This is a genomic window from Alkalihalobacterium chitinilyticum (genome assembly GCF_029028005.1).
Lineage (GTDB): Bacteria > Bacillota > Bacilli > Bacillales > Bacillaceae_F > Alkalihalobacterium > Alkalihalobacterium chitinilyticum.
Window position 1 is genome coordinate 222918 of the sequence record NZ_JAOTPO010000004.1, and the last position, 25757, is coordinate 248674.

Sequence of the window (25757 nt, forward strand, 5' to 3'; positions counted from 1 at the left end):
TGAGGCAGTGATACGTTCAAAACCTATTCTACTTTTACGTTAATTCTATAAATGGCATTATACCCATATCCTTTTCGATTCCAGTACTCTCGTTCAGGTTGAACATTTCCATCTGAATCCTTCGCTCTCGTTTGAATCGTAAACGTTCCCTTTCCGGGCGTTGTCCAGTTATACTGCCACTCTGTCCAAGCATACCGCTTGGTCTGATCTTGGGCGAGTGTTACAGCCTCCCAGGTGTTTCCTTTATCAAAGGAAATTTCAACTTCTTCAATCTGCCCTTCACCACTCCAAGCAAGCCCAACTATAACATGAGCTCCTTCATCGATAATTGAATGGTCTAAAGGCTGCTGAATGATTGAGTTAACACGGATCGTTGTCACAGGTGATTTTCCCTCATCCGTATGAGGGTCCGGATAATAGACATAGTCATCCGTTTGAAAAGGGCCTTCATAAGGTTGAGCAACAACAGTAATTTTTTGAAGCCATTTGACCGATGCCATTCCGTACCAATTCGGAACAATTAATCGCAGCGGGTATCCGTGTTTAAAAGGTATTGGCTGGCCATTGTATTCGTAAGCAACCATCGTATCGGGGTGGAGCGCTTTATTCATAGGTAAACTTCTTTCATATAAAACGGCTTCGTCTACATTCGGTGTCGTACCTCGATCAGCTCCGGTAAACACAACTTCAAGCGCATTTTCTTCAAGCCCTGAAACACCAAGCAAATCCTTAAGTGGAACACCAGTCCAAACCCCTTGGCTAACTGCACCTTCCTCCCATTGCTCACCGTACACTTTAGGGCGAAATTCGGCTCGCTGATTTCCAGCGCAAATAAGCGGTACAGTGATTGTTTTACTTGGTAATGTTTTTAACTGCTCAAGTTTTATAATAAAAGCTTTTTTGACTGCTCCAGTTATCAGTAAATTCCCACTATTAATAGTTAGATCAGGATACTGAAAATGATTACGTAAAAACCAATATCCTTTGTCAAAAATGGAACCTCGCAAAAAATGAATAGGCGTTTCTTGATTTTCAGGGATTAAACCTCTAGTTGTGAAATACGGACGCACTCTTCCATCGCTCATACCATCGCCCCTTCCCATAAAACATATTAACGAGAACGATTGATTAGACCTTTTCACTTACTGATTGAAAAATTAATAAAATAAGTGAAGAATGCACGAAGAAGAAAAGAGTTAAACTAAAAATATTCATAAAGGGGGAATACATCTTGCAGAAGAAAACATTAACACTTCAACCTTCGTTTTATAACGAAAGCCCTTATGCTAAATACATCGCAAATGAAGAGCACGATGACTCTTACGGGTTAATTTATTATGAGTTCCTTCATGAAATTGGGACGCTTCTTGAAGTCGATATCATTTTTGACCAACTGAATGCAACCAACTGGTTAATCGCCGACAACAGCCATATGCAAATCGTTTATCATAAAGATGCCGAAAATAATGACCAAATTGAGTTTATCCCTAAAACAATGGCGGGCGAACAAGCCATACAAAAAATGGAGGAAGAGCTTTTACAGGATAATTCAAGCTACTTAACCTTTGATTGATTTTACCCCAAACCATAGTTTGTTCATTTTTTGGACAATAAAAATTGATTTCGGACAATAAATAATACAAAACCGACAATAAATTGAGAAATCGGACAATAAATTTTGAAATCGGATAATATATTGGGTGACTTGGACAATAAACTATAAAAGAAGCTAAGAAAACGGCGCACAAATTAGTGTTTCCTAGCTTTAATCATTTTCCCGGTATTGTTTTTAACCTTTTTTTGGCCACTTCCAGAAAAATTTAAAAACAGGACCCAGTCGGACCCTGTTTTTACTCCATTATTGCTTATCAGTTAGTTGCTTACCGTAAACAAACGTTAAAATTAAGAAAGCGAAAAAGCTAATCATTAAGACGGAGCCGCCAGCGATATAAAAAATTAGGTTAAACAATTCTGGTGCCCACGCTGGCTGAAAATAGTACATCCACATTCCGGCTGTTAATCCAAAACTACCAAAGACAGCAGACCAAACTTGAACAGTCGCGAGCTTTGATTTTTTCGGAATAGCAAATAGCGCATAGAATACAGCAAATGCAAACAAAGACAGCCATCCGACGACTAAAATGTGAGCATGGATGGCACGGAACATATAAGATCCTGCTCCAGCCATATGCCCGCCCATAAATACGCCGATCACAGCATAAATGGCAGACGTTCGAAGTAAAAATTTTGTTTTATTCACCTTAACCACCTCAATTATTTGATTTTCTAGATGCAAACGGCCACCAGTTCCATCGATCCAATAATGTAACGATTGCTGGAACGAGCATGCCTCGAACTAAAAAGGCGTCCATCAAAATTCCTATAGAAACAATAAAGCCAAACATAAACAACTCTAAAATCGGCTGAGTCATTAAGACGCCAAACGTTGCTGCTAAAATGATACCCGCGGAAGAAATCACACCACCTGTTAAAGCAACACCTCTTTTGACCGACTCACGGATCGTAAATTGACGGTTTTCCTCTCGTATTCTTGAAATTAACATGATATTGTAATCGACCCCTAAAGCGACTAGGAACACGAACGCATAAAGAGGAATGCGGTAACTCATTGCTTCATAACCAAACATATTTTCAAAGATAAACCAACTTAATCCTAGTGCAGATAAATAGGAAATAAGAATTGTAGCCATCATATAAACAGGTGCTATTAAAGAGCGAGTATGGAAAATCAGCATGAAAAAGATCACTAATGTGACGACAATAACAACCGTACGAGTATCACGCTCATTTAACGCTCGAATATCAGCTTGTTTCGCTGTTTCACCCGCAAAATAAAGGTTGGTCTGATGACTTCCTAATCCACTTTCATCTAGTAATCTTTCTTTGTTACTAGTTAACGAGTCTAGTTGGTCGAGTGCTTCTTGGTCATACGGGTTCATCCCTAAAATCAGATCAAATTTTACTGCCTGTCCTGAGTCAGCTAACCAACGGCTTCCTCCATGCCCTTCGCCGTTTGCTATCAAATCTAAATCAGGTAATGACGTTGACTGTATTCCCTCTTCTGCTAATAACTGATCATTTAATTTTTCAAGGGCAATCCATTCTTTTTCAGAAAACGTAAAGCCCTCTTCTTTTTCAACAAGAACGGTTATTGGTGCAAGATCTCCAGCCGGAAAACTTCTTTCAAGTTGCTCAAAACCAACACGGGAGGTCATATCATCTGGAAACGACTTGATTAAGTTAAACGAATATTGAATATTGAACACATTAAGCCCGTTAATAATCAAGAAAAGAAGAACAAGTCCACCGGCAACTAACGGCTTTTTCGTGACAACGGAACCAATTTTACCCCAGAAACGATTTTTCTCTATCGTTTTCTCACCCACTTGTGGAATAGCCGGCCAAAATGAACGGCGCCCTACAATCGTAAATAGTGCCGGTATTAACGTAAGCCCAGCTAATAAAACAATGGCAATCGTAATCGCAAACACAGGTGCAAAGTTTTGGTAAGGACCGTAATCTGCCAAAAATAGGACTAGCATCGCAGCAAATACCGTACCACCACTAAAAAAGATTGGAGAGGCGACTTCCTTCACTGCTTCTTTCATCGCATGATGCTTACACTCGTACTTTCTCAGTTCTTCACGATAACGTGAGAAAACAAATAAACTATAATCTGTCGTTGCCCCAAATAATAGAATCATAACGATCGATAAAGATTGAGATTCAATCATAAACACACCATTGGCTGCAAAAATGCCAAGCACACGGTCAACGACTTGATAAACGAACGCCACAGCTACTAATGGAATGATCGCTAATAATGGGGAACGATAAATGACAATCAATAAAACTAGTACAAGACCAATCGTAGAAAATAGCAAAACTAGATCTGCATTAGAAAAGATTGCAATCGTATCTGAAGCAATTCCTGCTGGCCCAGTAATCATTAAAGATCCATACTCTAACTCCTCATCACCAAACGCCTGAATAGCACTAATCGTGTCATTGATTTCTGACATCTCTAAACGATCCGTTAATGTGAGAGGTAAAACAAGGGTCGTTCCATCATCTGACTGAAACAATTGTTTCGCATGATCTGGAAAGTCATGAAACGGAACCATTGACTCTATTGTAACAAGTTCTGTTTCATCCGTTAACCATTTACTGACGTTCTCCACTTGTGAAATATTGGACTCGTTCCAGCCCTCTTCTTCATGAAAAACCAGCAATGCAAGAATTCCTTCTTGTGAAAAGTAATTTTTTACTTTTTCATTGGCTATTACCGATTGTGCTTGTTTCGGTAAATCATCCTCTCCTGTATTCACTGTATAATCATTAGCTGAAGGTGCCGCACTTAAAGCTCCTGCTACTGCAATCCATACAATGAGAATCACCCAAACCCATTTACGGTCTGATGCATATTTAGCTAACTTACTCACTTTTTTCTTCAACTCCTATACTATTTTTTCAAAAATAAACGAGCGACCTCCCTTATATCCTCCTCTACCAGACTAACCTTGATGCGAAAGAATTACCTCACAACGAAATGATACCGATGCTATATGAACACAAGATGAACAAATTAACGATCAATCGACTAAATCCACTGATAACATGTCCATACATTCATGTTCCTCACCGCTGCACTCGTAAAAAAACAACACACAGACAAAAAATGGCACCCAATTGTAAACAGGGTGCCACGTACCTACTTTACGTTACTTCAATTAACTTATATTGAATGACTTTAATTCACCTTACCTTCTTCGCTTATTTGCGAATTGGCAGGGTAAACTCGAATTTTGTTCCTTTACCTACTTCACTTTGGACGGTTATAGACGACTCGTGCAGATCAATGATCGATTTCACGATGGATAAGCCAATTCCGGTACCCACCTTTTTCGAACGAGCTTTATCTGTCTTGTAAAATCGGTCCCAAATATGCTCTAATTCATCATCAGGAATTCCTTCCCCTGTATCCTCAACACTAATACGAACTTTGTCCTTGCAGGAAGTTAATACAACGGATATAGTGCTTTTATGCGGTGAATAGTAAATGGCATTCTGCATCAAGTTAACCAACACTTGTTCAATTCGATCTCGATCCGCGTAAACAGTTTTATCATCTTCCTCCCCAGCGATCTCTACTTCAATTTGTTTTTTCATCAATTCAGGTTCCATCTTTGCAACCGTAAGCCTAATTTGCTCGGATAAATTATAGGTCGTCGGGTGAAGGCTAATTTTTCCAGCCTCTAACTGAGTGAGACTTAATAAGTCATTAACCAGCTTAATGAGACGATCTGTTTCATTTTTCATAATCGAATAATAATGGTTGGTTCGTTCTTTTGGAATTGTTCCATCGGTTAATGCGACTAAAAACCCATTAATTGACGTCAGCGGTGAACGTAAATCATGCGATACGTTTGCTACAAAATCTTTTCTCATCTGCTCTAAACGACCTAATTCTTTAGCCATGAAATTAAAAGTGGCTCCTAACTGTCCGACTTCGTCTTCGGATTTTACCTCAACATTTTGGGAAAAATCTCCTTTTGCATATTGCATCGCAATATCATTCATATGACGAAGAGGTGCTGTTATTTTTCTAGAAATGAACCATATAGCTATCCCTGTTAATGCAATCGTGATAAGCACCGTTACAATAATGAGGAAGATCATTTGTCTAGATTCGTGATTGTATTCATGAAAAATCATAACCATTGAATAAATAGGTTCATTTTCAAGACCAATTTCGATTGGACTGGCCATTAAATAGATGAGGTAATCATTCATTCTCATCGGCTCAGTTATCACTTCTCCACCTAAAGAGGCTTCAACAATCACAGGATCAACCTTCGTTAATTGGGCATGTGGGCTATCGGATTGATAATGGACCTGACCGTTATCGTCATAAATCGTTACGATCGTATATGGTTGATTTAAACTCATTTGAAGAGATGCCTTAACAACCTCTTGGTCCCACTCCTTCTCATGAGCCAGTTGCAAATGATCAACGATTTGATCTCTTTGATGATAAAAAACTTCTTCATAATTGCTGTATAAATAATCATGGAACAAGTAAATAAAAATGGTGCTAAACATGAAAAAGGCTAACAGGACAATGACCGAGTAACTTAAAAATAGTTTCGAAAAAACCCCTTTCCCCTTAATCAACTGCAGTCACCTCGAACTTATACCCGACTCCCCGAATCGTTTTTAATGCCCATTGAGTAGTCGGGTGCCCTAATTTTTCGCGAAGCCGTTTAACATGAACATCAATCGTACGTGGATCACCATCAAAGTCAAAACCCCATACTTGATCTAACAGCTGCAAACGAGAAAACACTTGATTGGGATGCGTAGCGAAAAAATAAAGTAATTCTAGTTCTTTAGGTGGCATCGTCAGTTCCTTACCGTGTACTAAAACTTGATATTGGTTCATATCAATCGCTAGAGAGGGCCAGTCAATCAACTCTTTTTCATCAAAAAGCGGATGTACTCTTCTCATGACTGCTTTCATTCGAGCGATAAGCTCATTCGGGTCAAAAGGCTTGACGATATAATCATCTGCACCTAGGTCAAGTCCGCGAATTTTATCGTAACTCTCCCCCATTCCTGTTAGCATAATAATTGGAATCGTTGAATTGTCACGCCGGATATCTTTACAAACTTGCCATCCATCTAGCTTTGGAAGCATAATATCTAAGATAATCATGTCTGGTTGTTCATCATAAAACTTTGATAAGCCGTCCTCACCATCCGTAGATAAAATGGCAATATGTCCTTGTTTCTCAATGTATAGAGAAATAAGCTCACAAATATTAACATCATCCTCTATGATTAGCACCTTCCATTTTTTCATTTCCGTTCTCCCTTTCTAATCTCCTAAAACATTCAATTAATGACGAACTACTATCTTGTAACGTAGCATGGATATATGAACACAGTATGAACAAAAAGAACAGGAATTAATATCCATTTCGTTGATCATAAAAGAGGCTTACCATCAATATATCAACGAACTCATATTTTCGGCAGGATTCCTTACCATGTTAGCACCCCATCGAAAACTACAAAAAAGCTGTTGAGAACACATACTCAACAGCCTAAGATGGACTAACATATTTATAGTTGCTCTTTAATAATATGATCTTCAATGAAGTCTTCTAACTCGTTCAGTTCATCAATGTCTAAAATTTCCGTATCCTCTGCGAGTTTAACCATTTGTATAGCAGCAAGTGCCAATAAATGGTTACCTTGCTTTACAGCATCATATAAACCTTCTTCTAGTTGGCGATCATGTTCATCATTATGTATATCCGTAAAATGCCCATCTAACGTTTGAACAGCCTGATGATGAATTTCCATTGCTTCTAAGTATTGCTTGCGAATAAATTCGACTTCCATTGTTTCTAACTCTAGTCGTTGTAAGTTTCTTATCCTTTGTGGAACAACTTTCATGAAAGACCGATAGTGATAATCAACTGTCACTCTTTGTTGGACAGCAACAAGAACATTATTTAGATAAAACGTATACTCTTTTGTATGTTGAGGAAACTCTTTATCCTCTTGTGACGAGAAAAAAGCTTCTAAATCTTCAATAATGTCTTCTTCTGGAGATGTCGGTTCAATCCCTATTCCTGGCCAAGCCCCTTCATAAACATATTTTTCAAACTCATTATCCTCAGCTTCTACATCATCATTTTCATTTTCGTTTAATTTTGCTTCCTCATTACTTTTTTCTTCATTTAGTTGAGTGTCAACCGCCTCACCGTTATGTTCTTCAGACTCTTTTCCTGCAGTAGCGTTTTGTTTACTATTGGTTTCTTCTGACTTTCCACAGGCACTAAAAACAACTGTCATTAATAGAATGGTCATCAATATTTTCCTCATTAGAACCTCCTAAACTATATTGAATAATAGACACGTTTTAATATTACATCATTTACATATTAGTAAATATAAGGAAAAATTACTACTTTTCACTAGACTCATATGGATTAACGCGTTTGAAAATTCACCCTTCATCATTCTCTTTTCTTTGGACATACTTAACATATATCTAAGAAATGAAATGGAGGTTTTTTTATGGCCAACGAAAGTATTCAAGCAAGAGTCGAAGACAATTTTATGATTATTTGTGAATCTTGGCAGAACTGTAACGAAGCAAATGTGCAATCGTTCTTAGCTGAGTGTTATGAGCAAAGTATTGATCCGCAGTTTTGTATGAATTGGCTAGAACAAAATAAAGACCAATTACCTAACTGGTCCTCTCTCTCTATAATTGCTCAAGAATGGGTCAATGAACACACATCTACTGGATCACCACTTTCCATGGACAATCAATCATAAGCTACTTACACAATCACTTACATACAGAAAAGCTTCGAACAAAAGAGGCTCTTTGTTAGAAGCTTTTCTAGTTATAGTTTTTCCTCAATTAAACGATAGTCAACAAATCTTTTCAGTTCATTCACTTCATCTAGTTCAATAATATCGGTCATTTCTCCAATCTTTATCAATTGAAGTCCGACTAATGCTAATAAATGATACCCTTCTCTGACTGTGTCATTTAACGCTAATTTAATCTGAGGATCAAAAATCTCATTATTGATATCCATCGAATGCTCTCCAATGGACTGTATCGCATCGTGGTGAACGATCATAGCCTCTAGATAATACTCCCGAACGAAATCGACTTCTTTGGTATGCAGCTGCAGTTCTTGTAGGTTATGGATACGCTTTGGAACAACGTCCATAAATAAGTTGTAATGCGTTGAAAATTCATTGCCTTGTTCATAGGCTAATAATACATTATGTAAATAAAACGTATAATCTATTGTATATTCTGGAAGTTCTTTCTTTTCAAGTGCACTATAAAATAGATCTAGTTCGGTTAACAGACTTTCACGAGAAGATATGATTTCTACTCCTATTTCGTTCCAGCTCTTACCATTAGGATAGCCTTCCAACGTCTCGTTTGAATTGTCTTCATACTCCCAGTGGTGCTTTCTTTCACTAGCACTCAAATTAGATACTGTTGGTTCCAAACGTTGTACTTCATTTATATCTGTATCATCATTCGATTGTACCGTATCGCTTAGACCACAGGCGCTGGTGAAAACAACCGTCACTAAAATAGGAACCAACTTTTTTAATAAGATTTTCATAAGAACCCCCTGCTACCAATAAAAACCATAGTTAAACACCATTCTATAATACATGAATGTCGATTCGTGTAATATAATGAGAAAATACTAAAAATTGTTGACGAAAGTGCCTCTTAATCCAATCGAACCAATTCTATAGTCACCAATAATTATTAAATAGAAATATCAATCATCAATTACATACTAAAGATCCATATAGGAACGATGTTAAAAGACTATATTGTAAAAATTAACAAAATTTCACACCTTTAGCACACTTAAGCATGGGCATATAGAGATGAGATCAAAATAAAAAAGCTGACTAAAATGCCTTTCTCCTACACTCGGATTCTACTAAACTAAAATCATATTAGTAGAAGTTTGATGCAGGTTTGACACTACATAAGTCAACTCTATAAAGAAATTACTATTAAATTTAAATACTTAATTGTATGACTTTTTATCTAAACTTGTAATCTTGGAGGCTTTTGAACGATCGATGCATCGATCCCTTTTTTTATAAGATCGCTCACAATTTTCTGGATAGGATTTACAGTTTTCTGTTCTTCTTTTAAATGAATAGTCGGTGTTTCACTCTTTTTCATTTCAAACCCTCACCTTTTTCCTATGCTAACTAAATCATAGCATACAAATATGAACTGAATATGAATAAACGAATTTATTTCATACGTATTATTTCTACATTTTTATTCATTTACCCCCACTAATTCCGATCAAACATAAAAAATTCTACACCTAGATGAGTTCCGACAGCTGTTACAATTGCCCATAGAAGTAAGCTGCTTGTCATATAAACCGTCATTTTCTTTTTCGTTCCGCCAAAACTCATTGCCATAATGACCGCCAAATGACTACCAATTAGTATCGGCCCAATTAGTGCTAAGCCAAACAACCCGTACCGTTGCCAAATTTGTTTTGCCCGATTTTCCCTTTTCGTTGAGCCTTCCTTTCCTTTCGCTTCACGTCTTCTTTGTAACCAAGCTTTAATTTGTGTCATCATTAGTATGACGATGATAACCGTTATTAAGTTTCCTACAAAGGCAACAATAGTTACAGGAATTGTATCAAGCCCACTAATAACACCAAGCGGGATCACTGCTACCATCTCAAAAAAAGGTGTTGCTGCTAATATAAACGCCATCACATAACCGATTGTCTCATTCATGTACATTCCTCCTTACCGTACTTTTCAAACCTTAAAGTTTATTCCGTTTATGACAAATCATGATTCATCTAGGTTGTACTAATAACAGTGTAATTATTTCTTCAATTTGTAATGACTCTTTTTCCATCCAGCTTATTTGATGGGCTGTAAAATATTTCTCCGCTTCTTCAGCACTATTTGTAACGATAATCCGTTCACCCTTTCGCTCTAATTCTCCTGGAATTTTCTCCTGTAAGGGTCTTTCCAGCCAATACCTGCAATATTGTTCAGTTAATTCTTCCTTTTCAAAACTACCGATATGTTCACCTTGCCTTAGGATAACGAGATAGTCTGCAAGTTTTCTAATATCTTCTGCATCGTGACTGGCAATTAAGATGGCTTTATCACCACTGTCCATCCATTCGACTAATATATTCATTAGCTTCTGCTTAGAAGGAATATCCATATGCGCCATCGGTTCATCTAGAATAAGAATATCGGTTCCTTTTGCTAATGTCAGGGCTAAACTTAATTTTTTTTGAACGCCTTGCGATAACTTACCATATCGTTTCTTTAATGGGATATCCAACGTTTCAACCATACTTTCAAAAAGACTTTGGTTCCAACGAGGGTACCATTTGGATACGAGTTCAACGAGCTGCCGGCCTGTAAATGCATTACATCCGATCAGTTCCTGTGGTTGGTAGGCAATATCGACTTTCCAATGTTCACCATTAGCTAATGGTGTCCCAAAATATTCTATTGAGCCTTCGTCAGACTTAACTAAATTCATCATGATCTTAATTAAAGTACTCTTTCCTGCCCCGTTATCACCCACAAGAGCCGTGACGGTACCTGGTACCATTTCGAAATCAACTGGACCAAGTTGGAAGTCTGCAATTGTTTTTTGGACTTGCTTCATTTTAACAAATGGACCCATCTATTTTTCTCCCCTCTTTTTCTTATCCGTGATAATCTGCTTAAAAATGTCTTCGATTTGAGTAATCGTATAATCATGGCGTATTGCAGTTTCAATCGCTTTTTCTAACGCTTCATAAACGGTCGATGTTTTCACTTGTTCTTTAATGCCCTCATCGACCTCAGCTACAAATGTTCCTTTTCCTTGTGTAGTTCGGATAAACCCCTGCCTCTCTAAATCTTGATAAGCTCTTCTTGTCGTGATCACACTGACCTCCAAATCTTTTGATATTGCCCGAATAGAAGGAAGAGCCGTACCCGCTGGTAACTGACCTCCAGCAATTAGAGCTTTTATTTGATTTTCAATTTGATGATAAATCGGTTCTCTCGATTCCTTCGATAGACGAATTGGCAGCTCCATAAGGGCTTCACCTACTTTCCGTACGACTTATTTAAAATAGTCCATCTTTTCAATTTTCCTACTCATATAAGATTTCCAGTAGAAGACGCTAGTGATTGCTAACAAGAGGGATATAACAACAGTTAGAAGCGGCCACTTACTAGCCAGTACAAGTGTCGCATGAACAAAAGACATTCCTGTAAAGAGATGAAATAATGTTAGACCCCCAATGAATACAACAAAAAGAACGATACCCCATATGATCATTCCCACGATCGTTATTTTGTCGCCGGGATCACTTGCTGAAAAAAGTCCTGCTGCAAAGATACCGAAACAGATCCATATAAGAGAAAAAACAAAATACGTTCCAACGGGTGCTTCTTGTCTCGCTTCTGGACTTAAAATATAGATAAACAAAAGAAGAAAACTATGGAATGGAATCGTATATACGAAGTTAACGATAAAGCGACTTTGTATTAATACCTTCTTTGGAATTGGTAATTGTAAAAGGTTCATAAAATACGGGGAAGCCCATAACCCATCTTCCACCTTTTGATATTGAAATTCCTTCGGTTTACAGTAAACCGCAAAGGCACCAAATACAAGAATAAATAAAAGATCTAACCCTACATTTCCCTCAACAAAAATAAACGGTGACGCTGTTACGATAATGAACAATAAAAGCGCTAAAAATAATAGAAGTGATAAGAAACCTTGAATTGAAGCCTTCAATTCAAATTTAGCCAACCATAAAGCTTCCTTAAACTCATTCATCTTTATGAACCTCCCGAACTGTTATACTGTTTATATCTATATACACACTATAACATATATCATACATTTTCAAGCCTAAATTTTAACAATCACCCGATTTACTCTTAACCTTATATATCAAAAACATTGAAGGACCATACTTTTTAACAGGAATGTTGGATCAAATTATTTAAAAAAAACCGTTTTCAGTACCCACTGAGAAGACGCCTGTATTAAAGAAAAAAACTGACTCACGGGATTACGCCCATACATGAGTCAGTTCTTTTGACATAGATGATTATCTATTGTTGTCAGCATAAATTGCCATGGCATCACACATGAATTGCGCTAAACCTGATCCGTATTGGTCAATGGTTTTAGTGAAACGATCATCCTGTACATATAATTGACCTAGTCCTTTGAATGCATCTAATGAATAGGATGTAAAAAATTATCGTTCAAAGGTATGTGACAATATGGGATGCCTTTTTATCTACTGGTATTGATTCACTATTTGATTTTAAACTTACTCACTAACTCCTGTAAGTTCATTGCCATTTCGGATAACGAATTCGATGAAGCTAATATTTCCTCCATCGAAGCTAACTGTTCTTCTGTGGAAGCTGCTACTTGTTGGGTATGCATCGACGTTTCTCTTGAAATTGTTGAGATTCCAGTCACTGTTGCCGAAACCTCTTCTGCACTCGCTGACATCTGTTCAGCAGTTGCTGCCATTTCATCAATTTGTTCGCCCATGTCTGCCATTGAGCGGTGAATTTCTTTAAAGCTTTCTTCCGTTCTTTCTGTAATCCTTAATCCCGCTTTGACATCTTCTTTTACTTGGTTCATCGCCTCATTTGAAAGACTCATATCATTTTGTATTTCAGTAATGAGTGATGAGATTTGCGTCGATGATTGTTGGGATTGCTCTGCTAATTTCCTAACTTCATCGGCAACAACAGCAAACCCCTTTCCATGTTCTCCAGCTCGTGCCGCTTCAATTGCTGCGTTTAAAGCTAGTAAGTTTGTTTGATTAGCAATGTCTGTAATAACCTTAGTAATATCACCAATTTGCTGTGACCGCTTTTCTAATAGCTTAATGACGTCACTACTCTCGTTTACAGAAGCATGGATCGTATTCATTTGCTGAACTGTTTGCCCCACATACTGTCCGCCTTGTTTTGCGCGCTCACTTGCATGACTTCCAGCTTCTGCAATCAAAGAAGCATTTTCAGCTATCGTATTAATTCCTGCTGAAACTTCTTCCATGGACCTTGCACTTTCCTCAACACTTACCGTTTGCCCGTCAGCACCATCTGCAACACTCTGAATAGATTCTGTAATCTGCTCTGTTGCTTTACTTGTCTGTTCAGCGCCAGCTGTTAATTGTTGAGAAGAGGCCGCTACTTGTTGGGATGTTTCAATGACTTGTTCAATCATTTCACTTAAATTATCTTTCATCGTCTTATAGCTGTTTGTGAGATCACTTAATTCATCGCCGCTATTATCAATGACTTCAAATGTAAAGTCTCCTTGCCCTGCTTTTTCCATGCTCGTTGAAAGTTGAGCTAAACGTTTTTTAATCCCTTTTGTGAACCATAGTGAAATCAGACTAGCAATAACAATAATGGCAAGCAACACAATAAAGAATATCTTTAAGAAAGATATAATGGTTTGATCAATAATGTCTTGAGATGCGCCAACATAGAATATTCCAATCGGGTTACCACTTTGGTCTTTAATTGGCATATAAGCCGTTTGATACATATGTCCTGCTACTTCAGCTTCACCGTAATAATTAATTCCTTCGTTTAGAACGGCCTGGGCTACCTGGGCGGAAACTTGAGTACCAATGGCTCGTTCTCCTTCAACCTTTACGTTCGTAGCAATTCGTGTGTCACCTTGAAAAATGGTAACAGTATCACCTGTTCCACTTCCAATCTCATCGACAATATCAAAGTTCTCATTCATAACAGTTGTCCCTTTATATAACAGATCGTTTTGTATGGACCATTCCCCAGGGTACAACGCATCTATGTAGCGATAACCTAAATACATGTCGCCACGAGCTTTTTCAATTGCAAACTCTTTGATCCCTTGTGTGACTTGTTGTACGACAACAACACCTACAGCGACGGATAACATAAAAATAACACTAAATACCAAAACATTAATTTTTGTTCCTAATTTCAATTTAAGACTCCCCATTCTTCCCTCTCCTCACTAATATCCTCTGAAATTGCATTAAAAAAACGCTACTTTAATAAAGCTAACACGGCTCTATTTCTAAGTAAGCGTCCAGACTATCGGCAGGTGCTCTACCAATCTCATCTTCTTCACCAAAAATAAATATGTGCAGACTGGTAACAGGTTCGCTGCCCCACACCTCACAAATATTTAGCAAAAGCATATGAATTTTTTACTACTTTTATAATTTCACTTTGTAGTATCAAGTAAATTATACCTAGTAAATTATTAATTTCAATAGTTGACATGATAAATTCCGACAAAATTTTTACTACTTTGAATACTTTTGCAGAAAAATCTTTTTTACTCGATTGGACATTATGTTTACCACTTTTATAAGCAAATTCTTAGGGAGTTCCATCTCATCACAGTTATCATATTATTCCATTTCAACAAGACAGTTTTCACTATAAATAAAAGTGACCCCGCAAGTGCATTGCACTAGGAGTCACCTTTTTTGAGAATATCATACTCTATCAGATCGAGGGAGGGAGGTATTCACTGATAGTTTTTCGTTGCTTATTGCGATCTGGCTAGCAGCTTTTTAGCACCTTCGGAAATGATAAATTCATCTCCTTGTGCTTCAACAAATCCACCCGATTTCATATCTCTAAGTGAACTTCTTACTTTAAACAATGGTTGTCCAATTTTCTTTGAAATGTCCTCAGGCGTTAAGGCCTGATCTTGGATTGCTATTAATAACGCTTTTGCTGAACTGGTTAATGTTCCATCAGGATTAACACAAGCCATCATATTCACCGCCTTATTTTAATTCTTTTTTGCAGAAGTACCAATCGACACATTCGATGCCTTCTTCTTTCATGCGCTCCTCTGCCATTTCTTGTGTTGCTGCAGGAGGCACAATAACTTTTTCACCTTTTCTCCAGTTAGCAGGTGTTGCTACACCGTGCTCATCAGAAGTTTGTAATGATTCAATGAGACGTAGGATTTCGTCCATATTACGTCCTGCTGATAATGGGTAGTAAATAATTGCTCGTACTACTTGGTTTGGATCAATGACGAACACAGCACGTGAAGTCGATGTATCACTTTCACCTGGCATGATCATTCCGTATTTCATGGCAACGTCCTTATTGAGATCGGCAATGACTGGGAATTCAATTTTCACACCAAATTTCTCTTCAACGTTTCTTACCCATGCAATGTGAGAGTGGACACTATCAATACTTAAACCTAGTAACTCTGTGTTTAGCTCACGTAACTGCGGATAAATTTCTTGGAATGCCATAAATTCAGTCGTACAAACTGGTGTGAAGTCAGCAGGGTGTGAGAATAAAATAACCCAACTTCCTTTATAATCTGCTAATTGTATTGTACCGTGTGTTGTCACACTTTCAAACTGTGGTGCTGGAGAACCAATTCGTGGTAAACCTTCTTTTACTTCTTCTACTTTGATTTCTTCGTTCATCATTTGTAACAACTCCTTATTTATAATAATTATTACCTTGTTACAATTATATTCTACTACATTCACCAAATATACTCAAGGGGGTATAATGGTTTTTTTATAATAATTCTAATTAAGTTCATCTTTTGTTCATAATTAACCTATAAAAGTTCTAACTCTCCTGTTTCCAAATGCAATAAATATCCTTCTATCTCTACCGAATTGCCATACTCCTCATAAATGGAATGTGCCTTTAATTTCTTCATTTGCTGAATGACATTTTCCTTTTCAAGCAGCTCGCTGTCGTTTTTATGGCCTTTGATCGACTGCTGAATATGTGTTATCCAGTTTCCAAATGAATTTACTTCGAATGAGTCTGTAGAATTACAGTGTTGAGCGGCTTGAATACCTCCACATCCTGTATGCCCTAAAATAACGATCTTTTTTACTTTGAGGTGTTTTAAAGCATAGTACAGACTCGCATTAAAGCTATCGTCGTTTTCATTCACCTGATTCGCAACATTTCGGTGAACAAATAACTTTCCTAAAGGCATTTGCAAAATGACAGAAGGGCTGACACGAGAATCCGTACAACTAATTAGAAAGATTTCGGGACTTTGCCCTTTACTTAAGTTTAAAAAGTAATCCTTGTTTCTTTGTTTCATCTCTTGTACAAAGCGGCGATTTTGCTTTAGTATGTCGTTCATACAACGTTCTCCTTCAGTTTGAGTTCCTTAATGGCGTGGTCTACTGAATAGTAATCTATTTGTTTTTCATACCTTCTATTCCAACCCGCCTTTTCGACTAAGTCCCGAACTGGACCTTTTATCCCCGTTAAAATACAAGTTACATTCATTTCTTTACAAACGTTCATTATTTCTTCTAGTTGGTCGATTGCTACAGCATCCATATCATTCACAGCCGACATATCTAAAATGAGCCATTTAACGGGTCTAGTTGTCAAGCATTCTTCGATTTTACTTTCAAGAAAGGACATATTGGCGAAGTAAAGAGAGCGGTCAACACGTAAAATAAGAGCATCTTGATAAGTCGTTACTTCAGGGAAGCGTTTTACATTACGAAACACATTTTGCTCTTTTAAATACCCGACTTCCGCTATATGAGGATAGGCACTGCGCCAAATGAAAACGACGAGCGAAACGACGATTCCTATTAAAATTCCAATCTCAATTCCAATAAAGAGAGTCAGAAAGAACGTAACCGTGAGTACCCAGCCGTCTATTTTTTTTACTTTAAAAAGGTGTTTTGCTTCATTTATATCAATTAGACTATAAACCGCCACGATGATAATGGCGGCTAAAACCGCATTCGGCAGGTAGTAGAATAGTGGTGTCAAAAATAATAACGTAATAATGATCAGAACCGCCGATATAATAGAAGCTAGTCCTGTTTTGGCCCCAGACTGATAGTTAACGGCTGTCCGGGAAAAACCGCCTGTTACTGGCATTGAGGCGATAAAACTACTAAAAATATTTGCTAAACCTAAACCTTTTAACTCCTGGTTTGGGTCAACTTTGTATTTCTCTTTTACAGCAATTGCTTTGGCTACAGCTATCGACTCCATAAAGGCGATAAATGAAATCATCAGCGCTGTAGGCAATAATACTTGAAATGCTTCGATATTTGCTACTGGTATTGAAAAACTTGGTAAGCCCTTTGGAATATCCCCTACAATTTTTAAACCCATTTCATCTAAGCGATAGAAATAGGTAACTAGAATAGAAAACGCTACGACGAATATAGGGCCGGGAACAACAGGAACATACTTCTTCAGGAAAACGAGAATGAGTATACTTGTAATACCAAAGAAAAAGGTTAAAAGGTGTATGTCTGATACACGTTGAAATACTTCCAGGATGAATTGGTGTGTATAATCATGACTTTGTAAATTAACCCCGAGTAAATGCTTAATTTGACTTAAGGCAATAACAATTGCCGCCGCTGACGTAAAACCGCTAATGACAGCATGTGACAAAAAATTAACGATAAAGCCAGCTTTCGTTAATCCTAGAACGAGCTGAATGACACCAACCATAAGAGCTAATAAAATAACATAATTTAAGAACTCGGGTGTCCCAGGTTCAACAATGCTGGATACCCCCGTAAAAACTAATAAAGATACCATCGCCACAGGGCCAACCGCTAATTGTCTTGAGGACGCAAAAATAGCATAAATGAGCAAAGGCACAGTTACTGCATATAAACCGATAACCGGATCGATCCCTGCTAACATCGCATAGGCCATTCCTTGAGGGATTAACATAACAGCAACAATCACACCTGCTGAAATATCCCCTTTTAAAAATCCCCGTTGATAATTTGACATCCAATCAATAATAGGAAACCACTTTTTTAACATGATGAAAATCCTTTCTGGGCTCCTTATTCCATTGGCCCGTTCCAATGAGAGATACCAGGGATTACATTCCAAACTTTTTTAAATCCATTCTTTTCTAATAAATGACAAGCAAAATCACTGCGATTTCCCGTTCTGCAGATAACATAAATATCTTCTTCTCTAGCTAATTCATCTAGACGAAGCTTTAATTCACCTAGTGGAATAGACACTGATCCAGGAATATGTTTAAATTCAAATTCTAATTCTTCACGTACATCAAGAACCGTTATCAAATGATCTTGAATTTTACTTATTAACTCATCGTTAGAGATAATTCGTGGATGTAAGTACTTATCATTCTGTGCATCTTTTCCTTTACGAATGTAGTGAACAAACACATTATCATTAGCTAAACCATCCATGTATTCATGACCTGTATAACTCGCCCATTCCTTCAACTCTATAAAACAATCAACTTCTGTCGAAACCACTTCTAGAATTTCCCCTTCATCCATTTCAGATAAAGCTTTTTTCACGTGAACTACAGGTACAGGAGATTGTTCTCCTTGAATATCAATGGTTTTCGTCACCTTTACGTCCATATTTTTCACCTCTTCGTTCTTTCCAATTTCTACTCCCTATAAAAGAACCGCTTAAGTGTTTATCAACTGAAATCTACTGAATAAAACTCGCCTATACAACCGCTCCAATAGATTGTTGAATACAAGTAACTGCTCCTATTCATAAGCAGCAGTTACTCGATCACCTATAGTTTTTATTGCTCTAGTTTTTTTATCGTTGCTGCACTCGTTTGTAATAGGCGCTGGATTGCTGGTTCCTTTAATAATCCCATGAGTCCAAAAATGCCAACTGGCTTTTGTTCGGTTGAACTAACTTCGTTATAAGCTTCATTGGATACTTCCAATAGTTTAGGCATTGCTTTCATCATTGGTGATTGGAGTAGTTGATCACTTAGTTCCGTTAGTTGGTTAAGCTTCTTTGTCGCGTGATCAATTGTCGTTTCCGTTACCGCATCAACAAGTATGCCTGAAGCTTCAGCGAGGTCAAGAAGCTTTTCCAGAGTACCGTTTTCAGCTAAATCCCCCAAACGATCTAACATTGGAAGGAGTTTCTCACCCACTGTAATGAGCTCGTCTAACATCTTAAATAGTTCTGGTCTTTCGATAAGTTCCAATAGCACTGCCGCTTTTTCGATTTTCTTTGTTAAATTTTCAATCGTTTCACTCGTTAACGCATCTGATGCAATTTTGACCATCGTTAACGCATCGTCTAGCACTTCTGCTTTAGATAGGAGTGAACTTAGCACTTCAGGGTCAAGATTTTGCAGCACTTCTCTTTGGTCTTTCTCTAATACTTTTGTCATACTGTCACCCTCTTCCTCTTAAAGAATTTATTATAAAATTCCTTTTAAGTTAATCCAGTGGGCGTTATTATAGGATAGCTTAGCCCAATGTACCGCTTTAGATGGTGTGACAGGCTTTGGTGGTTGTTCATAGTTGAAAGCGATATACGTTGCTTTGTGCAACCCGGTTTCAATAAAACAGAAAACTTTTCCGTTGTAGCGTTTATTTGCTTGCCCACCATCGATCATACTGATTAAATTTTCTGCTAAAATTTCAACCTCAAAGTGTGCGGTCGAACCTGCTTTACTAATTGGTAGATTTGTAGCGTCACCGATAACAAAAATATTGTCGTGATCTACATGATTTAAATATTGACGGTCTGTCGGCAGCCACCCTTCATCATTGTCCGTTAACGAAGATTTAACCGTTACATCGGCTCCTTTATGGGGAGGGATCATGACGAGTAAATCAAAAGGAACTCGAGTATCATCAAGAGCGACTACTTCTTTCTTTTCTGCATCAACATGGTCAATCATAAAGAACGTTTCAATGTTAATGTTTCGCTCTGTATATTCTTTTGTGGCAAGCTTTGCGACAGACTCAGTTCCATACGGTTTTTGAAGTGGATAGCAGTACGTAATGTTTGTTTTTTCTCGGATTCCTTTTTCTCGAGCCCAATCATCAAACATCATCGTAAATTCTAGTGGAGCAACCGGACATTTATGCGGTAGACCAACTGCCATTACAACGTTTCCACCTTCAAACTCTTCCATCGCTTTTTGTAGTTTCTTAGCTCCATCTAACGTGTAGAAAATGTGGCCTGCTTCTTCTAATCCCGGTACTTCTTCCACAGCAGGTCTTGAACCGGTTGCAATAATCAAGTAATCATATGAAAACGTTTTACCTGATTTCGTCTTCACCTGTTTTTGCTCAGTTGAAAATTGAGTTGCTTCATCAAATACAATATCTATTAAAGGCGACACAACCTCTTTAACGGGTCGGATAATTTCTTCTTCTGTCTTTAGTCCGAATGGGATATATAAAAGTCCGGGCTGGTAAAGGTGTTCTTTTTTATCACTAATCATAGTTACGCTTACATCACCGTTCTTCAGCTTCTCTCCCATTCCTTTTGCAAGCGCGTTAGCCATCATCGTTCCAGCTGTGCCACCACCGATAATTACGACTTTTTTCATGTTTCTCCCACCTTCCTACTTGTTAATACGAACTTGGATGCGGTAATAACCATCTTCCTTTTCTTGTCCAATATAATCGTGGTTAAATTTTTTCGCCCACTCTGGTACGTCTTTAAGAGAACCTTCCTCATTCGTCCATAACTCTAGAACATCTCCACCATTTGCTGTTTTTGCTTTTTTCATTAGTTCTACTAACGGTCCTGGACAGAAAGCTCCTTTTGCATTAATGATTGTTACGTTTTCTTGTACTAACATCATCATTCACTCCTCATCTTTTTTTTTATATTAACTACGTGACAATAGTAGATTACATCAGAATGTAAGCGATTTATATCAGGTAACTCACGTATCTTTTATGGACGCCGTTCACATTTTAGACACAAAATTGTAACGATTTAAAAAGCAAGATCTTGCGGAGGTTTATTTGCTTAAAGCAAGCGCTCTCCCTTACTCGGGGGTTTTTGCGCCGTACAAAAGCCGGCTGCAAAAGACGTGTAACTCTCAGTTCGAAATGCTACTGTCGTATTGGAGTTATACTCTAAAGGACGGCCATTTAGTTCACGGGTCAATCAAGTGAACAGTTCTCTCGAGGTTTCATCCGATAATAACAATTGGTTCACGTTTGAGGGGAAATTAGGTGACCTCACTAACGATACCAACGCTTTCATGTGCACGCGAGGAAAATACTAGGAGATTCTATCAACCTAATATTTAGTAATTAGTGCTCCAGTGTCAGTCTTGGCTTGTAAGACAGCTCCAACCAAGCTAATTAAGGTTAATAGTCTACTCATAGAGTAAAGCAACAATCTTAATAAAAATTATCCCTTAAGAAAGAATAAACCAAGTACCCAGCACCCGAACATGATCGACGGCGCTAGGCACTTTGCGTTACCTTATCTAGATTCTTAGCAAAAGTAATTCAGACCCTTCTAGTCTCCTCCCATTCACATTAACTCGTATGATGAACTGCACAACGGTTCGGACCTATTTCTAATTCTTGTTTGCGCTCTTGATCTGCAGTCTCGACACCACGATTGATCGAAATAATTTCCTCGAAGTTAGGCGGCTTTACAGAACTTGCTGATTTTTCAACTTGAGAAATAAAGTCCTCTTTATCCGTATCGAACATCGTTTTATTTTGCTCACGAACTTTACCTAAGGTTTGTCCAATATAATTGTCTGCATTTCTTTCCGTTTCATAATCGGCATAATGCGCTGGAAGAACGATCACATCATCCGCAATTTGAGCCACTTTATCATAGACCGTATGGTAGAGATCATCGGCCCACTCTTTCACTTTTCCACCTAAATCTGGACGGCCTAAGCCACTAACAAAGATCGTATCTCCAGAGAATAATAGCTTCTTATTTACAAAGAAAGAGACACTTCCTGGTGTATGACCTGGTGTTTTAATCGCTAATACTTCGACAACCGCATCTTCAAATTCAATTTTTTCATAGTTTTCTAGAGGATTGAATTCAAAGACAGCTCCTTCACTCTTCATGATGTAATATTGTGCTCCAGTTTTTTGAGACAGCTCATAACCACCTGATAAATGATCGGCATGAAGATGCGAGTCGACTATATGGGCAATCTCCACATGATGTCGTTTCGCTGCTGCTTCATACAGATCAACAAAGCGAAGCGGGTCTACAATTAACATTTTATCGCCTGAAATGACATAGTAAGATAAACAACCTTTTCCGACTCGAATAAGCTGGTATACTTTAATTTTTTCGTCTTCATACACTTTAGCTTCGTACAAATACTCACTCCATGATCTCATGCCTCCTGCTAAATAAAACGTGCGGAGCCCTTCTTCCTCAAGTTGTTCGGCAACAAATTTAGAAGAACCTTCTTTTGCACAGACGACAAGAATATCTTGATCTTTTGGCAGCTGGTCGAGATGCTGATCAACTCCGTCTAAAAAATCAAAGTACGGAATATTTACAGATGTTATTTTTTCTCCTTCAATTTTCCAGTCTGTATAGTCCTCATTGTTTCTTACATCTAAAATAAATAATTGTTTTTTGTTTAAAATGTACTCAAATACTTGTGCAGATTGCATTGATTTTTGTGTCATGAAAATTACCTCCAATAGTTTGTTTTATAGTTTTTTTATGATCAAGAAGTTGAGAACCTTCTATCACCCTATGACTTTGGTTGACGTGCGCCCCATATAAATAAGATCGCTACTGATATAACAATGGTAAGAAGTGGTGCAACCATGATGAGGAAAAAGTTCATATTAAACCACCTTCCTTTCATCTTCGTCGTGTTCGTCTACTTTAACCGTTTCACCTTTCACATAAGAAGCGTCGAATAAAAATAGTTTCATCAACATGTACAGCGAAGGAATTAACAGAAAGAGTCCCGCAATAAACGCTATGATTAAAGCTTGCGCCATCGTTTCATTCGTAAAGCCATCATAGATGTTAATATACGGATACAGCAGGTACGGTAAATGAGAAACCCCGTATCCAAAAAACGCAAAAGCAAATTGAAACATTACGAATACGAACGCAAGTCCATACCGCTTCCCTTTCCAAATGTAATACACTGCCCCTAAGAAGAATATCAGTGACAGTATAAACATCCAGCCGACATCGACCATGTTTTGAAAGTGCTCAGGGTTGTGATTGTTTAGCGCGAAAAATACGAGCACACTAGCAATGATTGTCGGTGTTGCCCAAGTCAGTGCATAGTTACGCAAAAGCTGGAGCGCTTCATAATCCCTCGCTTTGTTTGCATAATAGCTTAGAAAGGCTGACGAAATAAACAGGACACTAACAATCGATAATAAGACGACACTCCAAGAATACATATTTGTGAAAAGCTCTTTAAACTGCAACAGTACCTTTCCATTCTCAACGGTAATGAACCCACCTTCTGAAATCGTTAATACAACCGATAATGACGCTGGTATTAACAGACCCGTAGCTCCGTATAGAAACGAATACACTTTACTATCCTTGGCACCATACGTTCCAAAGGCATAGTAAGAACCACGAATGGCTAATAAAATAATCGCTACACTTCCTGGAATGAGTAATGCTGTCCCAAAATAATAAGCGGTGTCTGGGAAAAAGCCGATAATACCTACAAAGAAGAACACTAAGAATACATTCGTCACTTCCCAAACAGGTGAAAGATATCGCTGAATTAAGTCATTCATAATATGATTTTTATTTGTTAATTTACTATAGTAGTTAAAGAAGCCAGCTCCAAAATCAATCGAAGCTACAATCAAATAACCATATAAAAAGATCCAAAGAACTGTAATACCAATCATTTCATAGCTCATGTCCTATCACCTCCTTTTAACTGATACGTCGTTGCTCTTCTTTTAACTCCACTTCAGGCGTGTTGTTCTTAAACATCTTTCGTAAAACAATTGAACAAGATACTGCTAGAATGACATAGACGATTGAAAAAATAATGAGCATCGTATCGACATGATCAGCTGTTGTAGCTCCCTCTGCTGTTTTCATAACCCCTACTAAGATCCAAGGTTGCCTCCCTACTTCAGCAAGGATCCACCCGACCTCAATAGCTATCATAGCTAGCGGTCCGCCAATGATAATCGACCATAACAGAGGCTTGTTGTACAAATACTCCTTCTTCCATTTGGCTAACACGATATAAATAATTGCAACAGCGGCTAAATACATACCAATGGCTACCATGATGTCGAACATATAATGGATCCATAATGGAGGCACTTCATCTGCTGGAAATTCATTCAACCCAATAACTTCAGCACTTGGTGAACCATGAGCAAGAATACTTAGCCCATATGGAATTTCGATCCCGTATTTGAGTTCATTGTCTTCTGTTAAAATGCCCCCTAAATGAAGCGGTGCTTCTGTCGTTGTTTCAAAATGTAATTTCGCTGCAGCTAATTTCTCAGGTTGATATTCTGCTAGAAATTTTCCAGATAAGTCCCCAATCACAACGGTCGCAATGGAAAATACAAGTGCAGCCACCATCGTTAATTGAAGCGCTTTCTTGTGATACACATGGTTTCTCCCTTTTACGATTTGATACGCAGAAATCATTGCCAAAATAAATGCCGAGGTTAGATAACTAGTAATGAGAACGTGGGCAACTTTTGTTGGCATAGCTGGCGTAAACATCGCTGCGATCGGATCAATATTCGTAATGACTCCATCCACTAAAGTAAAACCTTGTGGGGTATTCATAAAAGCATTCACCGTCGTAATAAAAAATGCTGACGCTGATGCACCAATTACAATTGGAATTACTAATAAAAAGTGTCGCATTCTACTCTTAAAACGATCCCACGTATAAAGATAAATCCCTAAGAAAATCGCCTCAAAGAAAAATGCAAAGGTTTCCATAAATAACGGTAACGCTATCGTTTGTCCTGCAACTTGCATGAAGTTTGGCCATAGCAAGCTTAGTTGCAATGCGATTGCCGTTCCTGTTACAACACCTACTGCAACCGTGACGACGAAACCGCGGGCCCAGCGCCTTGCTAATAACGTATAATGAGGGTCTTTCCGCTTTATTCCCATCCATTCCGCTAATGCGATCATAACGGGAACACCTACACCGATCGTGGCAAAAATAATATGAAACACTAACGTAAAGGATGTAAGTATGCGGCTATATATGACCGGATCGTACTCAAACATAACAAATTCTCCTTTCCTATTTTGTTGTTAACGAAAGAGCCGACTAATTAATGAGAGCAACATAATACCAGTGACAATAAAACAGACCTTAATGAGCCAACGCTCTTCTTTTGTATTTTTCT

Annotated in this window: 27 protein-coding genes and 1 pseudogene; 2 read left to right on the forward strand and 26 right to left on the reverse strand. The window is 37.9% G+C overall.

What is annotated here, in order from left to right; all coding sequences use genetic code 11:
* Positions 1-23: 23 nt before the first annotated feature.
* Positions 24-1085, reverse strand: a complete 1062-nt coding sequence (locus tag N7Z68_RS08355) for a sulfite oxidase (protein WP_275118015.1) — start codon at positions 1083-1085, stop codon at positions 24-26.
* A 146-nt stretch (positions 1086-1231) separates the two neighbouring features.
* Here N7Z68_RS08355 and N7Z68_RS08360 point away from each other — a divergent pair, with 146 nt between their 5' ends.
* Positions 1232-1573 (forward strand): hypothetical protein, encoded by a 342-nt coding sequence (locus tag N7Z68_RS08360; RefSeq protein WP_275118016.1) that lies wholly within the window; start codon positions 1232-1234, stop codon positions 1571-1573.
* A gap of 285 nt (positions 1574-1858) precedes the next feature.
* Here the strand turns inward: N7Z68_RS08360 and N7Z68_RS08365 are convergent, their stop codons facing one another.
* The 5 genes from N7Z68_RS08365 to N7Z68_RS08385 form a co-directional block, all read right to left on the reverse strand.
* Complete coding sequence (locus tag N7Z68_RS08365) at positions 1859-2260, reverse strand: hypothetical protein (protein WP_275118017.1); 402 nt, start codon at positions 2258-2260, stop codon at positions 1859-1861.
* A gap of 10 nt (positions 2261-2270) precedes the next feature.
* Positions 2271-4463 carry an MMPL family transporter gene (locus N7Z68_RS08370; RefSeq protein WP_275118018.1) on the reverse strand — a complete coding sequence of 731 codons (2193 nt, stop codon included), beginning with the start codon at positions 4461-4463 and terminating at the stop codon, positions 2271-2273.
* 331 nt (positions 4464-4794) lie between these two features.
* Positions 4795-6195, reverse strand: a complete 1401-nt coding sequence (locus N7Z68_RS08375) for a sensor histidine kinase (RefSeq protein ID WP_275118019.1) — start codon at positions 6193-6195, stop codon at positions 4795-4797.
* A complete protein-coding gene (locus tag N7Z68_RS08380) occupies positions 6188-6883 on the reverse strand; it encodes a response regulator transcription factor (protein WP_275118020.1) in 696 nt (231 codons plus the stop codon). Before N7Z68_RS08380 ends, N7Z68_RS08375 begins: the two co-directional genes overlap by 8 nt.
* A 263-nt stretch (positions 6884-7146) precedes the next feature.
* A complete protein-coding gene (locus N7Z68_RS08385) occupies positions 7147-7914 on the reverse strand; it encodes a hypothetical protein (protein ID WP_275118021.1) in 768 nt (255 codons plus the stop codon).
* Between the two features lie 195 nt (positions 7915-8109).
* On the opposite strand from N7Z68_RS08385, the gene N7Z68_RS08390 reads away from it, so the two are divergent.
* Positions 8110-8373 (forward strand): hypothetical protein, encoded by a 264-nt coding sequence (locus tag N7Z68_RS08390; protein WP_275118022.1) that lies wholly within the window; start codon positions 8110-8112, stop codon positions 8371-8373.
* A gap of 71 nt (positions 8374-8444) precedes the next feature.
* On the opposite strand, the gene N7Z68_RS08395 is transcribed toward N7Z68_RS08390, so the two are convergent.
* The 20 genes and pseudogenes from N7Z68_RS08395 to N7Z68_RS08485 form a co-directional block, all read right to left on the reverse strand.
* A complete protein-coding gene (locus tag N7Z68_RS08395; protein ID WP_275118023.1) occupies positions 8445-9191 on the reverse strand; it encodes a hypothetical protein in 747 nt (248 codons plus the stop codon).
* 443 nt (positions 9192-9634) lie between these two features.
* Positions 9635-9775, reverse strand: coding sequence for a hypothetical protein (locus tag N7Z68_RS08400; protein WP_275118024.1), 141 nt, complete (start codon positions 9773-9775; stop codon positions 9635-9637).
* Between the two features lie 119 nt (positions 9776-9894).
* Entirely contained in the window at positions 9895-10356 is a 462-nt protein-coding gene (locus N7Z68_RS08405; RefSeq protein WP_275118025.1) for a small multi-drug export protein, read from the reverse strand.
* Positions 10357-10420: 64 nt separating this feature from the next.
* On the reverse strand, positions 10421-11275 hold the full coding sequence (locus tag N7Z68_RS08410; RefSeq protein ID WP_275118026.1) for an ATP-binding cassette domain-containing protein: 855 nt from the start codon (positions 11273-11275) through the stop codon (positions 10421-10423).
* Entirely contained in the window at positions 11276-11674 is a 399-nt protein-coding gene (locus tag N7Z68_RS08415) for a GntR family transcriptional regulator (protein ID WP_275118027.1), read from the reverse strand. It lies immediately after the preceding gene.
* Between the two features lie 27 nt (positions 11675-11701).
* A complete protein-coding gene (locus N7Z68_RS08420; RefSeq protein ID WP_275118028.1) occupies positions 11702-12427 on the reverse strand; it encodes a hypothetical protein in 726 nt (241 codons plus the stop codon).
* A gap of 277 nt (positions 12428-12704) precedes the next feature.
* Positions 12705-12854: pseudogene (locus N7Z68_RS08425) on the reverse strand (TipAS antibiotic-recognition domain-containing protein); the annotation flags it as partial.
* Between the two features lie 62 nt (positions 12855-12916).
* Positions 12917-14614: a methyl-accepting chemotaxis protein gene (locus N7Z68_RS08430; RefSeq protein WP_275118029.1), complete on the reverse strand. Its 1698-nt coding sequence runs from the start codon at positions 14612-14614 to the stop codon at positions 12917-12919.
* 558 nt (positions 14615-15172) lie between these two features.
* Positions 15173-15403: a hypothetical protein gene (locus N7Z68_RS08435; RefSeq protein WP_275118030.1), complete on the reverse strand. Its 231-nt coding sequence runs from the start codon at positions 15401-15403 to the stop codon at positions 15173-15175.
* A gap of 13 nt (positions 15404-15416) precedes the next feature.
* Positions 15417-16085 (reverse strand): peroxiredoxin, encoded by a 669-nt coding sequence (locus N7Z68_RS08440; protein ID WP_275118031.1) that lies wholly within the window; start codon positions 16083-16085, stop codon positions 15417-15419.
* A gap of 137 nt (positions 16086-16222) precedes the next feature.
* Positions 16223-16768 carry a carbonic anhydrase gene (locus tag N7Z68_RS08445; protein ID WP_275118032.1) on the reverse strand — a complete coding sequence of 182 codons (546 nt, stop codon included), beginning with the start codon at positions 16766-16768 and terminating at the stop codon, positions 16223-16225.
* The gene (locus tag N7Z68_RS08450; protein WP_275118033.1) at positions 16765-18441 is read right to left on the reverse strand and encodes a SulP family inorganic anion transporter; all 1677 of its coding nucleotides are present in this window, start codon (positions 18439-18441) and stop codon (positions 16765-16767) included. Before N7Z68_RS08450 ends, N7Z68_RS08445 begins: the two co-directional genes overlap by 4 nt.
* A 23-nt stretch (positions 18442-18464) precedes the next feature.
* Positions 18465-19022 carry a sulfurtransferase TusA family protein gene (locus N7Z68_RS08455; RefSeq protein WP_275118034.1) on the reverse strand — a complete coding sequence of 186 codons (558 nt, stop codon included), beginning with the start codon at positions 19020-19022 and terminating at the stop codon, positions 18465-18467.
* Between the two features lie 173 nt (positions 19023-19195).
* A complete protein-coding gene (locus N7Z68_RS08460) occupies positions 19196-19804 on the reverse strand; it encodes a helical membrane plugin domain-containing protein (RefSeq protein WP_275118035.1) in 609 nt (202 codons plus the stop codon).
* A 30-nt stretch (positions 19805-19834) separates the two neighbouring features.
* A complete protein-coding gene (locus N7Z68_RS08465; RefSeq protein ID WP_275118036.1) occupies positions 19835-20977 on the reverse strand; it encodes an NAD(P)/FAD-dependent oxidoreductase in 1143 nt (380 codons plus the stop codon).
* Between the two features lie 15 nt (positions 20978-20992).
* Positions 20993-21238 (reverse strand): sulfurtransferase TusA family protein, encoded by a 246-nt coding sequence (locus tag N7Z68_RS08470; protein ID WP_275118037.1) that lies wholly within the window; start codon positions 21236-21238, stop codon positions 20993-20995.
* 688 nt (positions 21239-21926) lie between these two features.
* A complete protein-coding gene (locus N7Z68_RS08475; protein WP_275118038.1) occupies positions 21927-23060 on the reverse strand; it encodes an MBL fold metallo-hydrolase in 1134 nt (377 codons plus the stop codon).
* Between the two features lie 68 nt (positions 23061-23128).
* On the reverse strand, positions 23129-23224 hold the full coding sequence (gene cydS / locus N7Z68_RS24355; protein ID WP_373323124.1) for a cytochrome bd oxidase small subunit CydS family protein: 96 nt from the start codon (positions 23222-23224) through the stop codon (positions 23129-23131).
* A gap of 1 nt (position 23225) precedes the next feature.
* Positions 23226-24281, reverse strand: a complete 1056-nt coding sequence (locus tag N7Z68_RS08480) for a cytochrome d ubiquinol oxidase subunit II (protein WP_275118039.1) — start codon at positions 24279-24281, stop codon at positions 23226-23228.
* Between the two features lie 16 nt (positions 24282-24297).
* A complete protein-coding gene (locus tag N7Z68_RS08485; RefSeq protein ID WP_275118040.1) occupies positions 24298-25635 on the reverse strand; it encodes a cytochrome ubiquinol oxidase subunit I in 1338 nt (445 codons plus the stop codon).
* Positions 25636-25757: the final 122 nt, after the last annotated feature.

Coding starts and splice junctions, on each gene's coding strand:
- N7Z68_RS08395 (WP_275118023.1), bottom strand. CDS start 9,191: ATGAAAATCTTATTAAAAAAGTTGGTTCCTATTTTAGTGACGGTTGTT.
- N7Z68_RS08450 (WP_275118033.1), bottom strand. CDS start 18,441: ATGTTAAAAAAGTGGTTTCCTATTATTGATTGGATGTCAAATTATCAA.
- N7Z68_RS08440 (WP_275118031.1), bottom strand. CDS start 16,085: ATGATGAACGAAGAAATCAAAGTAGAAGAAGTAAAAGAAGGTTTACCA.
- N7Z68_RS08380 (WP_275118020.1), bottom strand. CDS start 6,883: ATGAAAAAATGGAAGGTGCTAATCATAGAGGATGATGTTAATATTTGT.
- N7Z68_RS08460 (WP_275118035.1), bottom strand. CDS start 19,804: ATGACAAAAGTATTAGAGAAAGACCAAAGAGAAGTGCTGCAAAATCTT.
- N7Z68_RS08390 (WP_275118022.1), top strand. CDS start 8,110: ATGGCCAACGAAAGTATTCAAGCAAGAGTCGAAGACAATTTTATGATT.
- N7Z68_RS08475 (WP_275118038.1), bottom strand. CDS start 23,060: ATGACACAAAAATCAATGCAATCTGCACAAGTATTTGAGTACATTTTA.
- N7Z68_RS08385 (WP_275118021.1), bottom strand. CDS start 7,914: ATGAGGAAAATATTGATGACCATTCTATTAATGACAGTTGTTTTTAGT.
- N7Z68_RS08405 (WP_275118025.1), bottom strand. CDS start 10,356: ATGAATGAGACAATCGGTTATGTGATGGCGTTTATATTAGCAGCAACA.
- N7Z68_RS08410 (WP_275118026.1), bottom strand. CDS start 11,275: ATGGGTCCATTTGTTAAAATGAAGCAAGTCCAAAAAACAATTGCAGAC.
- N7Z68_RS08435 (WP_275118030.1), bottom strand. CDS start 15,403: ATGGCTTGTGTTAATCCTGATGGAACATTAACCAGTTCAGCAAAAGCG.
- N7Z68_RS08430 (WP_275118029.1), bottom strand. CDS start 14,614: ATGGGGAGTCTTAAATTGAAATTAGGAACAAAAATTAATGTTTTGGTA.
- N7Z68_RS08415 (WP_275118027.1), bottom strand. CDS start 11,674: ATGGAGCTGCCAATTCGTCTATCGAAGGAATCGAGAGAACCGATTTAT.
- N7Z68_RS08355 (WP_275118015.1), bottom strand. CDS start 1,085: ATGAGCGATGGAAGAGTGCGTCCGTATTTCACAACTAGAGGTTTAATC.
- N7Z68_RS08445 (WP_275118032.1), bottom strand. CDS start 16,768: ATGAACGACATACTAAAGCAAAATCGCCGCTTTGTACAAGAGATGAAA.
- N7Z68_RS08465 (WP_275118036.1), bottom strand. CDS start 20,977: ATGAAAAAAGTCGTAATTATCGGTGGTGGCACAGCTGGAACGATGATG.
- cydS (WP_373323124.1), bottom strand. CDS start 23,224: ATGAACTTTTTCCTCATCATGGTTGCACCACTTCTTACCATTGTTATA.
- N7Z68_RS08480 (WP_275118039.1), bottom strand. CDS start 24,281: ATGAGCTATGAAATGATTGGTATTACAGTTCTTTGGATCTTTTTATAT.
- N7Z68_RS08470 (WP_275118037.1), bottom strand. CDS start 21,238: ATGATGATGTTAGTACAAGAAAACGTAACAATCATTAATGCAAAAGGA.
- N7Z68_RS08420 (WP_275118028.1), bottom strand. CDS start 12,427: ATGAATGAGTTTAAGGAAGCTTTATGGTTGGCTAAATTTGAATTGAAG.
- N7Z68_RS08455 (WP_275118034.1), bottom strand. CDS start 19,022: ATGGACGTAAAGGTGACGAAAACCATTGATATTCAAGGAGAACAATCT.
- N7Z68_RS08400 (WP_275118024.1), bottom strand. CDS start 9,775: ATGAAAAAGAGTGAAACACCGACTATTCATTTAAAAGAAGAACAGAAA.
- N7Z68_RS08485 (WP_275118040.1), bottom strand. CDS start 25,635: ATGTTTGAGTACGATCCGGTCATATATAGCCGCATACTTACATCCTTT.